The organism is Bradyrhizobium sp., from assembly GCF_027451485.1.
Classification (GTDB): Bacteria; Pseudomonadota; Alphaproteobacteria; order Rhizobiales; family Xanthobacteraceae; genus Bradyrhizobium.
In genome coordinates, this window is record NZ_DAIDJE010000186.1 from 45,639 (window position 1) to 57,236 (window position 11,598).

Sequence of the window (11,598 nt, forward strand, 5' to 3'; positions counted from 1 at the left end):
AGATAGTCCTTCCCCGGACGGGGATGATTAAAGGAGCCAGATTTTGGGCTGCTTCAACAAGAAACGGGAGGCGTAGTAGCGTGGCGTGCAAATACAGGAGAACGGCGGCGCAGGCTTTATCTTGAACGCCAGATGTCAGGCACTATTCGTCGCGCGCTAGCCCCATTCCTGTGTGCGAGTCGCTGATGTCTTCTGTGATTTCCTGCCGCAACTTCGGCCCTCTGGCGAGGCGGCGGCCGAGCGCGGTGACGAATTGATCATAGCGTTCGCCGGCCTTGGCGCGGGCGGCCTGCGCGGCAGGCTCCGGCAAAGCCGGTGTAGTGGCGACCCAGAACCGCACGAACACGGCGAGCATCTCGACCGAGATTCCGACATCGCGCTCCATCCGTGTCATGCGCCTATCGAGCTGGTCGAGGCGCTTGGTGATGGCTGCTTCCTGTCGCTCGGCCGCATCGGGCGACAGAAAGGACTCGATGGCCGCTTCCGCGACCAATGATCGCGAGTGATCGCGGCGTGCGGCATGTTCGGCGAGGCGGCGCATCACGGCAGGGTCGAGATACACGGACAGGCGCTGTTTCCTGGGTGGTTTCATCATGACCGGCTCACAGCTCCATATCGTCGCCGGGATCCAGCGAGACTTGCCGGGCAACGCCCTGCATGAGCCGGTTCATCCGGCTGTTGCGGGCCGCGTCATCTTCGCTCTCGTCGGCAAGGCCGATCTCAAACTCGTTCTCGATGGGCACCTTCTTCTCGACCGGCTTCACGCGGTTGAGTTCGGGTTGCAGGCGGCGTTCGGACTCGGTTGGATCTTCATCGCCGGCCTCCGCCGCGGGCTTCGCCTCCGTCACCTCCGGCTGGGCCGGAAGCGGCAGCGCCGTCCAGTCATCGGGGCGTCCCTGTTTCGGTTGCACGAGTGCCGGTGGCGGCAGGATGCGTTCCTTGAACCGGGCATCCTCATAGTAGCGCGCCTTCTTCGCCCGGATCGGCGGCGTGCCCGCCACCATGACGATCTCGTCGGTTGGCGGAAGCTGCATGATCTCGCCAGGGGTGAGCAACTGGCGGGCGGTCTCCGAGCGCGACACCATCAGATGTCCGAGCCACGGCGACAACCGATGCCCGGCATAGTTCCGCATCGCCTTCATCTCGGTCGCGGTGCCGAGCGCGTCTGAGACGCGCTTGGCCGTCCGCTCGTCGTTGGTGGCGAAGCTCACGCGCACATGGCAGTTGTCGAGGATCGAGTTGTTCGCGCCATAGGCTTTCTCGATCTGATTGAGGCTCTGCGCGATCAGGAAGCTCTTGAGGCCATAGCCCGCCATGAAGGCCAGCGCCGACTCGAAGAAATCGAGACGGCCGAGCGCCGGAAACTCGTCCAGCATGAGCAGGAGGCGATGACGCCCGGCCTTGGCGTGCAGATCCTCGGTCAGCCGTCGCCCGACCTGGTTGAGGATCAGACGGATCAGCGGCTTGGTGCGGTTGATGTCGGACGGCGGCACGACCAGGTAGAGCGTCGTCGGCTGCTTTCCGCCCACGATGTCGGTGATGCGCCAGTCACAGCGCCGCGTCACCTCGGCCACCACTGGGTCGCGGTAGAGGCCCAGGAACGACATGGCGGTGGACAGCACGCCCGACCGTTCGTTGTCGGATTTGTTGAGCAGCTCGCGGGCGGCGCTGGCAATGACCGGGTGTGGGCCAGCCTCGCCCAGATGCGCAGTCTTCATCATCTCGTCGAGCGTTGACTCGATCGGCCGCTTCGGATCGGACAGGAAGGCGGCGACGCCGGCGAGCGTCTTGTCCTTTTCGGCGTAGAGGACATGGAGGATCGCGCCCACCAGCAAGGCATGGCTGGTCTTTTCCCAATGGTTCCGCTTCTCCAACGAGCCTTCGGGGTCGACCAGAATGTCGGCAATGTTCTGGACGTCGCGGACTTCCCATTCACCGCGGCGCACCTCGAGCAAGGGATTGTAGGCCGACGATCTGGCGTTGGTCGGATCGAACAGCAGCACGCGACCGTGCTTGGCGCGAAAGCCGGCCGTGAGCTGCCAGTTCTCGCCCTTGATGTCGTGAACGATGGCCGAGCCCGGCCAGGTCAGCAGCGACGGCACGACCAGGCCGACACCTTTGCCCGATCGCGTCGGCGCAAAGCACAGCACATGCTCCGGCCCGTCGTGCCGAAGATAATCGCGCTCGTATCGGCCCAGCACGACGCCATCGGGGCCGAGCAGGCCGGCGGCTTGAACCTCCTGCCGCTCGGCCCATCGCGCCGATCCGTAGGTCTCGACCTTCTTGGCCTCGCGTGCCCGCCAGACCGACATGCCGATCGCGACCGCGATCGAGATGAAGCCGCCCGATGCCGCGATGTAGGCGCCCTCGACAAAGATCGCGGGGGCATAGGCGTCGAAGCCGTACCACCACCAGAAAAACGAGGGCGGCAGATAGAACGGAAAGCCGAACAGCCGAAACCACGGCGCGCCGAGTTCTGGTTGGAAGGCGAGCCGCCAGGCGACCCATTCCGTCGCGCCCCAGGTCGTGACCAGCACGATGGCGAAGACGGTGAGAATCTGGCCCCAGAGGATTTTCGTAGCGGACATAGCGGTTAAGTCTTTCTGCGAGGGATCAGAGGCCGAGGCCGCGCTTGCGGCCGAAGCTCCAGTCGATGCCGCCGTCATCGCGAGCGACGCCGGAGACATGGCGGCCGAGCTGCTTTTCGAGGGAGGGCGTCCATGGCACGAGCTGGAAGCCGAGGCCGTCGTCGATCATGGCGAAGCGGCCCGAGGCAAGCGTGAAGCGCTGACGGTAAGTGCCGGCGACATACTCGCCGCTGCCGGCGCGGCTGAACGGCTGGCCGTTTTCGGCGGAAAGCTTCTCGCCGAGCGCCTCCAGCTCGCGGCGGCGCAGCGTGTCGATCAGGTTGCGGGTGAAGGTGACGCGCTGGCCCTGCCGCTCGCCGAGGCCCTGTCCGACCAGATGATCGGCACGGCGCTCCAGCGCCTGCCGCACCTCGGCGCCGAAGCCGCCCTCCGAGAGCGCAATAGGCTCGCGGGCAATATTCTGTCGGTCGAGCCAGGTCGCGCCCGACGCGGTGATCTGGCGGTCGATGTCGAGATCGGAACGGACGGCGATCGCAACGCGACGCTGCCCTTGCGCATCATCGAACCTCCGCAGCTCGACGACCGAGCCGGGCGAGCTGTCGCCGGCTGCATCGAGGTCGTGCAGTTTGATATGATGGGTGCGGCCGTCGACGCCATCGACCACGGCATAGGCCGTGCCCTTCAGCTCATCGTCGAGGCCACGGTCGACCAGCCGACCGATGATCGGCGTGTCCAGGCTCTCGGCCGCCAGCACATAGTTTGCGGAGCCGCGTTCGATGCCACGTTCCGTCAACGCCCGGTGCATCCGCTTGATGATGTCGCCGCGCTCGCCCAGCTCGCGAAGCGTCGCCTCGGCATTTTCCGACAGTGCCCATTGGCCCGGACCGACCTGATCGGCGAGACCAAGGGTCTCGAGCTTGCGCAGCCGCCCGACCTTCAGTGCGTGATACTCGTCGGGCCGGGTGTTCAGACCGGGCGCCATGTCGATGACGCCGGTGGCGCGGCCGTCTCGGGCGAGCTGCCGATCAAGCTGTGTGAAGCGTTCGGCCTCGATCTGACGTTCCAGGCTACGCCGGATGTCGAGATCGGTGCGCGGGCCTAATTCCTGCGTGATGAGGTCACGCGCCCGATCGCGCATGCCTTCCTTGATGTAGTCGCGCGAGATGACGAGGTCTTGCCCGTCGTCGCGGACGCCGCGCACGATCAGGTGGACATGGGGATGCTCGGTGTTCCAGTGATCGACGGCCACCCAATCGAGCCGGGCGTCGAGATCCTTTTTCATCTGCGTGACGAGATCGCGGGCAAAGGATCTGAGATCGGCCATGTCGGTCGCGTCGTCGGGCGAGACGATGAACCGGAAATGGTGGCGATCGTCCTGGCATCGCTCCGCGAAGGCTTTCGGATCGACGTCGTCACCGCCGGGGCCGAACAGGTGGGCCTTCTCTCCATCACGGGTCACGCCCTCGCGACGCAGATAGTTGAGATGGGTTGCGAGCGGCGCGGCGCGAGCGGTGTGGCGGACGACGCGCGCCTTGATGACGGCGCCCCGTGAGCGGGCGGTGAGCAGCCGGTTCGCCTGGATGCTCGCGCGCTGACCGCGCCCGAAGCGAGAGCGGTTGCCGGATACGATCCGGCCGGAACGCGAGACGCCGGCCCCGGCCTTCTTGGCCGCCGCGAGGGCCTGCGCGATGAAGGGGCGCGCAGCCTGCGCGCGCGTCGAGCGGATGCGGCCTGGCCGGATACGGAAATCGTTGTCGCCGGTCATGGCCGATGCCCCGCACATCGCGCCAAGGCACGGAAAATCATGAAAAAACGGCGAAGCCGCGAGGTGCGAGGAAATCCCGCACCTCGCGAAATCGCCTCATAACCTATTGAAACAACACAACCGACCGATGCCGCACCTCGCGGCCTTTTATCCTGCCATCCTTCGGTCGTGTTGCCTGCCTCCCACCTCTGCGCCCTCTTGGACACGCTGGGGTGCGATATGTTGCGAAGGCCGTTGCGCACCGTCATCGCGGCTCTCCGGCTGTCGCGCGCGCCACAAACAGGCCGTTCGACTGCGGCTCAATCGCAGAGACATCGCGCACGGTGGTCGTGGCCGGCGCGCTACGGCCAAGTCGATCGGCCGACACGGAAGCGGCGGCCGCGGTGCGTTCGGACTGCACAATGAATAGTGGCGCGCGTGTCCAGGCCGATCGATCGATCTCAGCGACGACGGTCGGATTCGTGCCGCCCGAACCGTCGATGATGGGAGCGAGCAAGGCGACGTAGGCGCGCGTCTCGGCCGGCAACGAGCGGCCGGCAAGCGACTCCTCGTAGCGTCCGGGTCCGGCATTGTAGGCCGCCAGAAATCCCGGCGAGCCGTAGCGATTGTGCAGCTCGCGAAGGTACGCCGTGCCCGCGAGTATGTTGTCGCGCGGGTCGTAGGGATCGCGGCCGAGACCATGCCGAGCGCGCAAATCGGCCCAGGTCGCGGGCATGATCTGCATGAGGCCCATCGCCCCGGCCGATGATATGGCGCGGGGCTCTCCGGCGCTTTCGGCGCGCATCACCGCCCTGATCCATGCGATCGGAACGCCGAAGCGCCGCGATGCCTCCGCGACGTGATCCGCATAAGGATCGCGCTGCGACGGTCGGGCGCTCTGCGCGTCCTGCGCCATCGTGATCGCCGGCATGACGCTCGCGATGGAGAGGCCGGAAAGGAGAAGGAGAGCCATGCGCCGGGCGGCGCTGCGCAGCCCGGACGCACGCGGATGGCTCGTCGATTGGCGGCGAGCAATCATCGCTCAATCCTTCTCGCCGCGATCGCGCGGACGCGACCAGTGCAACGACCAGGCGTTGCCGGCATCGTCGTCGCGGAACAGGTTGGCCCGGATCGGATGCGGCAAAGCCGGATCGTCGATCAGCAGCGCGACATATTCGCCCGCACGTTCGCCGGTGCGTTTCCAACCCGCGCCGATCTCCTGGCCGTTCTCGTCGCTGCCGTCGTCGCGCGCATGAACACGGTAGTCTGGCGCGTTCTCCGCATCGGACGGGTCGGCCGGAACGACCGCGATGTCGCGGAACAGCGTCAGTGTCTCGATGCGCCCGGCGAAGCCGGATGGCCCGCACTTAAATTCTCCGATTTGCGGCATGACTTTCTCCTCGGCGGTGAGGTTGGGAAAACCATCGGCGGGCACCGCTCCCGTCGACGGGGAAGCGGTCAGCGTGTCGGTGCGCGCCATTCGAAGCGGCCGGCTCCGTCCTCGTCGGTCCACAGCGGGACCGCGCGGCCGATGATCTGGTCGGTGGAGGTCAAACCGAAGTAGCGGCCGTCGAGGCTGTCGCGGACCTGCCAGTTCATGAGGAAGACTTCGCCGGTCTGGACACGGCGGCAGCCTTGCCAGACGGGGAGATCGCGGCCGGCGCGGTCGCGTTCGAGTGCCGCCCCGACCTCGACGCCATCCACCGTGATGGTGAGGTTCGAGCGGCAAACGGTCTGCCCCGATACGGCCAGGATGCGCTTCATCAGCGGCACGCCCTTGGGCAGATAGCCACGCTCGGCGAGGAAGGTGGCGAGCGGTTCCGGGGCATCCACGGCGACCAGATCGGTGACTTCGGACGGTGCGTCGAAGTCGATCGTGTAGAAGCCGATTGGCGCACTCGCCGATGCGTTCCAGATCAACTTGATCGGCATTGGCGTGAGGCCGGGATAGCTGGCGCCAAGCGCCGCGAGCGTGGTCGCGAGGAGTAGTCCGGCGCGGCTCACGGCTCGGCCCTCCGGCGAGCCAAGAAGGCGCGGTGATGATCGAGCGTGTAGCCGCGCGGCTCATGTCCGGCGGTCAATCGATTGTGGACGTGACGCCAGTGGTCGGGCGAAACCGCTTCCGGGTCGATGCCTTGACGCTCGATGGCGTCGATCGCCTGCAGCACGCGCTCGACCTTGGGCCAGCTCTCGATCTTCAGCAGGATGTCGCCGCCCGGCCGGACAAAGGGCAGCGTCTGGTAGGCCTCGCCGCGTGCCACGGCGCGCACGATGTCGATCCGCGAGATGATCGTGCCGAAGTCGTTCGAGGCCCAGCGCACGAAGGCGAAGACCGTGCCGGGGCGGAAGGACAGGACGCGCCGCCGCCGATCGAGGATCTGTTCGTGTGCGTGCGAACCGAAGCGAATCCAGTTTTCGATCTTTTTCTCGACCCAGGTCAGCTCGACATGGGTGAGGTTGTCGTGCGGGAGCGCGGCCGGCGACGGGCCGCCGCGCATGCGGGAGGCCGCGATGTCGGTCATGGTGTGTCTCCTGGGCTTGACGGGAATTCGCGCGCGAGCAGCTCGCGCAGCATCTCGGCGACGGTGACGCCGCGCTTGAACGCGATGATCTTGATGCGTCCGCGCAGTTCCGGCGTGACGTCGATGGTCAGGCGGGCGGTGAAGCTGGATGCATCACCCGGTCGATTCGAAGGTGACTCGGCCGTCTTGATCCATGTCTCGGGATCGGCCGGGCGCGATGCGAAGGTCCGCCTGCTGGATCGCTCGCTCATGGCGCGATCCTCTCGATTTCGGTGACGAGCGCCGCGATCTCGCGCGCCGCGGGACCGTCGTCATCGATCTCGAAGGCGAGACGGCCCGACTGCGCAGCGTCGGCATAGATGACGCGCTGCCCGATCGCTGTGCGCAGCACTGGCGGATCGTGGTCGGCAAGCGTTTCGGCCGTCTCGCGGGCGATCACGGTGCGCGCGCCGCAGCGATTGAGAATGAAGCGGCCGCGTAGCTCCGGTCGATAGATGCGCGCCTCCGACAGGAGCGCCAGCATCTCGGCCGATGCCCAGCCGTCGAGCGGTGAAGGCTGCACCGGGATCAGCACGAGATCGGCGGCGAGCAATGCAGATCGCATCAGCCCGGCGACACGCGGCGGCCCGTCGATGACGACATGATCGACGTCGCGCGCCAGCTCGGGCGCCTCGCGGTGCAGCGTATCGCGCGCTAGGCCGACGACGCCGAACAGGCGCGGAAGGCCGCCGCGACTACGCTGTTGCGACCAGTCGAGCGCGGAGCCCTGCGGGTCAGCGTCGAGCAGCGTGATGCGCTTACCGCGGCCAGCCCATTCGCCGGCGAGATGCAGCGCCAGCGTCGTCTTGCCGACGCCGCCCTTCTGATTGAGGAGCGCAATGATCATCGCGCAGCTCCTGACCGCGGCGGAAGGGGCAGTTCGGGCGCGGGTTTTGGAGCGGCGCGCTCCGGCGCTGCGGCAGACGCAGAGGCGGGTCCGACGCTCTTCTTGGCGGCCGTGCTGAGGCTGCGGGCGGTGTCGCGGATGAGCTTTTGCACATCGCGCGCGCGCTCTTCAAAGTTAGATTCTCTGTTAGACTCTAAGTTAAGGGCGCGATTCTGGCTGTTATTTCCGTGGGTTAGACCCTGTTTCGGTTCCTGATAGCACGAGCCTCGGGTTCCCGATGGCACGATAGTTCGGGTTCCCGATAGCACGAGGCTATCCACAGCCGGTCCACAGGCTGGGGATGGCTCGAAGGCCAGCAGAACGCGGCCACCGATCTCCGTTTCGAGAAACAGGGTGTAGCCCGGTAGAGGCTGTCGGCGGATGATGTCGCGCAGCTCGAATGCGAAGCGCTTGAACGGCGACAGGCTGCCGGACTTCTGATGGAGGTGGCGGAAGTCGAATCGCCAGCCGCCGCGCTGGCGACCGCCGTGCTTGCGGACCAGGCGATAGAGCCAGCGATCGAGCCCGCCCGTGAGATCGAAATACGCGCGGTCAATCGTGAGCACGAGCGCGTCGTCGAGGACGGCGCGATAGAACCAATCTGGCACGATCAGTTCGATCCCCGCCGGCTTGCCGTCGCGATCGGTTCGCTCCTGCCATTCATTGATCCAGGAGAATCGATGTCGCCGGCCTTCGGCAGGTTGGCGGATCGACGTGGAGACGGTGGTCGATTGCAGACGATCAAGCGCCGCTTTCAGGCGCTGATAGTCGCGCAGGCTGGTGCCGCGCCCGACGAACATGAGGATTTCGTAGGGAGTCGCCGCCATCAGCCGAGAGGTGCGAAGGCCGGCGTCACGGGCCTCTACGATCTGGCTGGCGGCCCAGATGAGGATGTCGGCGTCCCAGATGGTCGCCATGCCGTGATCGGGCACGGCCTCGACCCGGATCGAAACGTTGCCTGCGGCGAAATCGATCGGGGCGACGCGATGGGATTTGGCGAGGGAGAAAAATGGATAGGCCATGAGATCTTGCGCGTCTCGTGGCGCGAAGTCGCCGGGGAGCGCCCGGAACAGGTCGAGCTGCCCGCGCTCCGAAAGGGACTGATGCCGCGCCGCCATTCGGGAAGCCGTCCGCGATCAGCGTGCGTAGCGGCCGGGCTGTGGCACCGCGGGCAAGGTTTGGCGTTTGGCCGGAAGGACAGAGCCGCGCGGATCGGAGGTCGAGGTGACGGAGCCGCGATCGGCCCAGGCTTCGAGATCGTCGATGGCATAGACCACGCGCCCGCCCAGCTTCCGATAAGCGGGGCCTGTGCCGTAGGTACGGTGCTTTTCGAGAGTGCGCGCCGACAGGCTGAGAAACTCGGCGGCTTCCTTGGTGCGGAGGTAGCGCGGCGGGAGAACGGCGAGGTCTGGTCGCATGGGAGGGGCCTCCGTGGGTTCGTTGGGCCTGCCGGAAAACGGCGGGTGACGAAGGCCACGATGGCGAAGCAGCACCGGCGAGATGCAGGGCGAATTCAGGGTGGCCTAAATTCGCCCACCATGAATCGCGGGCTGGGCAGCTAGGTTTGCCTGCGATGACGAAGAAGAGAGCGATAGCCGCCCGCGATCATCGCGCGGGCATCACGCAGCAGCGATTTGATGGCATGGCGCGCGGAGGATGCCTGCCAGTCGTCGCGATCGAGAGGGCCGAGCCGGAATATGACCTGTGCGATCTCTTGCTGGGTCGCACCGGCGCGGTAGCCATCGAAGGCTTGCAGCATCCTTCGCAATCGCACCCGCTGCTGGCGGGTCAGGCGCGTGTCCGGTGGAATGGCGCGGCCATGGAGGGCAGCGAGCAGGCGGCCGATGGATTCAATCTGGTCGAACCCATCAAGGCCGAGGGGCACAAACGCGCCGAGAGGCTTATCCGCCGACGCGTTGGCGGCATGAACAAGCTGGACATGCTGGCCGTTGCCGAGGTCGTAGAGCAGGTTGGTCTCACCGTCAGCGGCAACGGTAACTGCGGCGTCGATCGTCGGCTGCTGTTCAGTGCTTGCGGAAATGACAGCGGGCGGCTCGCCCAGAACGATGGCGCTTGTGTCCTCGCGGGGGAGCCAGAACACCGGCGCTTCGGGCGGGGACTGCAACGGGTCCACCGCGAAATCGCAACCCCCACCGCTGCCGGATCTTGTCGGTCAGCGGGTGTGGATCAATCTTGCTATCGTTCAGTGCCTGGAAGTCCTTGTCGTAGGACTCGTTACGGCGGAGCCATTCCCACGCGAGGTCGGATGCGGTCATGTCATCAACATGATCGTAGCCCTTGGGCGAACGCCAGCCGGATGCATCTGGTGTCATCGCGATCCTCCCTTAGTCTTTTGAACTTGTGGGAGAGTCAGGATTCCCGGCTGGGTTGTTCTGCGGAAGTCAGGTAGACGGCAAAGGGTGATGCCGAAGCGGCATCGCGGTGATCACTGTGCCGCGCGGACCAGCTCCCGATAGCCGTATTCGGTCATCCAGTTTGCGCGCGCGAGATGCGTGTCGTGGACATGGCGGCAGCGCTGCGGCTCGCGCGCTGGGTCGAGACCGAAGAGGATCTGGACGGCCTCCCGCCAGTCGGCGCCATCACGCGCCGAGTCGAGCAGGCGCAGATAGAGCACCATATGCTCGCGATCATAGGTCGTGAGCGTTTGGCTGATCGGTGGCTCGTCCAGAAACGGCGGCATCGCGTGTCCCATGAGGCGACTATATTCGCATGGTAAGCATTCGTTAACACATGCGCTTGGTTATCTTGTGACAAAGGGAGATGGACGATGCCCGCGACCTGACAGAAGGGTCGCTAGCGTTTTGCCGGTCGATCATCCCGCTCATGGAGCAACAGCACCCCTTCGCCCTTATCGGTGGAGAGCAGGACGATGCCGGCCGCCTCGAATGCCCTGCGGACCTGATCGCGCGTCGATTCGTACACCTCCAACCCATTCTCGGATTCGAGGCGCTTGAGCGCGGTCAGCGATGTGCGAGCCTTGTCAGCGAGCGTCTCCTGCGTCCACCCCAGCAACGCGCGCGCGGCCCGTGATTGTCGGGCGGTGATCATGCATGATCACCTCCCACCGACGCTAACGCACTTGCCAGAACTACGGCTATATTAGTCGTTCTTGGCTCTGTACGCGAGGGAAATCGATGCTGTGCAGCGTTTCGCACCTCGCCTCAGGGGGCGACTGATTCGGTCGCCCCCTGGTCCGCCGGCTACGACATGATCGTCGTGCGCTAGTCTGCGGCTTTGCCGGTGTTGAAGCGACGAGGCAGGGTCGTAAAGAAGCGTAGACCCCGATGTGCGGCGGGCCTTGTGGGCCATCACCAAAGACGTGCTCGGGGCGTTCTCCGAATGGGCGCCCCTTTGCGGTTGCAGGGGCCTCACGAGCGGCGGTGTCTTGCTGTTGCTCGCCGTCCACATGCAGAAGGCCCCGCCCGGTTCGACCGGGCGGAGCCTGGCCCGGGGGGATTACTCCCCGCTGCGGCGGCCGTTGGGGCGGGACCAGATGAGGCTGTAACCTTCGCCGCCCTCGTCTTCGAACAGGTTGGCGTAGATGGGTGCGTTGAAGGAGGGATCGTCGAGCTTGAGCGAGAGGTAGTCGCGACCTTCCTCGGAACGCTTCGACCAGGCGGCGCCAATCTCAGCCTTATGTGGTGCACCACATAACGCCGATTATGCGGAGTAAGGTGTTATGCAGAGTGGCGTGCTGTGCACGCCGATTTTTTCGGGCTTTGTCGATCGCGGTACTCCGCATAATCCCGAGGTGAGAAGGAGCGGCGCCTCGCGAGATGCAAGGCGCCGCAGCGGTCG

The 11,598-nt window shown here is 65.6% G+C and carries 15 protein-coding genes and 1 pseudogene; all 16 read right to left on the minus strand.

The window, feature by feature from the left end:
- Positions 1-142: 142 nt before the first annotated feature.
- Complete coding sequence (locus NEZ08_RS22515; RefSeq protein ID WP_298111994.1) at positions 143-595, minus strand: ribbon-helix-helix protein, CopG family; 453 nt, start codon at positions 593-595, stop codon at positions 143-145.
- Between the two features lie 7 nt (positions 596-602).
- Positions 603-2,588, minus strand: a complete 1,986-nt coding sequence (locus NEZ08_RS22520; protein WP_298111996.1) for a conjugal transfer protein TraG — start codon at positions 2,586-2,588, stop codon at positions 603-605.
- A gap of 25 nt (positions 2,589-2,613) precedes the next feature.
- Positions 2,614-4,353 (minus strand): VirD2 family relaxase/mobilization nuclease, encoded by a 1,740-nt coding sequence (locus tag NEZ08_RS22525; RefSeq protein ID WP_298111999.1) that lies wholly within the window; start codon positions 4,351-4,353, stop codon positions 2,614-2,616.
- Between the two features lie 244 nt (positions 4,354-4,597).
- The gene (locus NEZ08_RS22530) at positions 4,598-5,371 is read right to left on the minus strand and encodes a lytic transglycosylase domain-containing protein (RefSeq protein WP_298112002.1); all 774 of its coding nucleotides are present in this window, start codon (positions 5,369-5,371) and stop codon (positions 4,598-4,600) included.
- A 3-nt stretch (positions 5,372-5,374) separates the two neighbouring features.
- Positions 5,375-5,722, minus strand: coding sequence for a DUF736 domain-containing protein (locus tag NEZ08_RS22535; protein WP_298112036.1), 348 nt, complete (start codon positions 5,720-5,722; stop codon positions 5,375-5,377).
- A gap of 68 nt (positions 5,723-5,790) precedes the next feature.
- Positions 5,791-6,336: a S26 family signal peptidase gene (locus NEZ08_RS22540; protein ID WP_298112004.1), complete on the minus strand. Its 546-nt coding sequence runs from the start codon at positions 6,334-6,336 to the stop codon at positions 5,791-5,793.
- Complete coding sequence (locus NEZ08_RS22545; RefSeq protein ID WP_298112007.1) at positions 6,333-6,854, minus strand: DUF2840 domain-containing protein; 522 nt, start codon at positions 6,852-6,854, stop codon at positions 6,333-6,335. The genes NEZ08_RS22540 and NEZ08_RS22545 overlap by 4 nt, the downstream gene beginning before the upstream one ends.
- Entirely contained in the window at positions 6,851-7,105 is a 255-nt protein-coding gene (locus NEZ08_RS22550; RefSeq protein WP_298112008.1) for a hypothetical protein, read from the minus strand. Before NEZ08_RS22550 ends, NEZ08_RS22545 begins: the two co-directional genes overlap by 4 nt.
- A complete protein-coding gene (parA, locus tag NEZ08_RS22555; protein ID WP_298112010.1) occupies positions 7,102-7,740 on the minus strand; it encodes a ParA family partition ATPase in 639 nt (212 codons plus the stop codon). Before parA ends, NEZ08_RS22550 begins: the two co-directional genes overlap by 4 nt.
- Complete coding sequence (locus NEZ08_RS22560; protein WP_298112013.1) at positions 7,737-8,897, minus strand: replication initiator protein A; 1,161 nt, start codon at positions 8,895-8,897, stop codon at positions 7,737-7,739. The genes parA and NEZ08_RS22560 overlap by 4 nt, the downstream gene beginning before the upstream one ends.
- 18 nt (positions 8,898-8,915) lie before the next feature.
- A complete protein-coding gene (locus NEZ08_RS22565; protein WP_298112016.1) occupies positions 8,916-9,197 on the minus strand; it encodes a helix-turn-helix domain-containing protein in 282 nt (93 codons plus the stop codon).
- Positions 9,198-9,337: 140 nt separating this feature from the next.
- A complete protein-coding gene (locus NEZ08_RS22570; RefSeq protein WP_298112019.1) occupies positions 9,338-9,913 on the minus strand; it encodes a DUF2285 domain-containing protein in 576 nt (191 codons plus the stop codon).
- Positions 9,804-10,112 (minus strand): DUF6499 domain-containing protein, encoded by a 309-nt coding sequence (locus NEZ08_RS22575; RefSeq protein ID WP_367278452.1) that lies wholly within the window; start codon positions 10,110-10,112, stop codon positions 9,804-9,806. The genes NEZ08_RS22570 and NEZ08_RS22575 overlap by 110 nt, the downstream gene beginning before the upstream one ends.
- A 113-nt stretch (positions 10,113-10,225) precedes the next feature.
- Positions 10,226-10,492: a DUF2285 domain-containing protein gene (locus tag NEZ08_RS22580; protein WP_367278453.1), complete on the minus strand. Its 267-nt coding sequence runs from the start codon at positions 10,490-10,492 to the stop codon at positions 10,226-10,228.
- A 101-nt stretch (positions 10,493-10,593) separates the two neighbouring features.
- Entirely contained in the window at positions 10,594-10,848 is a 255-nt protein-coding gene (locus NEZ08_RS22585; protein ID WP_298112023.1) for a hypothetical protein, read from the minus strand.
- Positions 10,849-11,256: 408 nt separating this feature from the next.
- Positions 11,257-11,436: pseudogene (locus NEZ08_RS22590) on the minus strand (DUF736 domain-containing protein); the annotation flags it as partial.
- Positions 11,437-11,598: the final 162 nt, after the last annotated feature.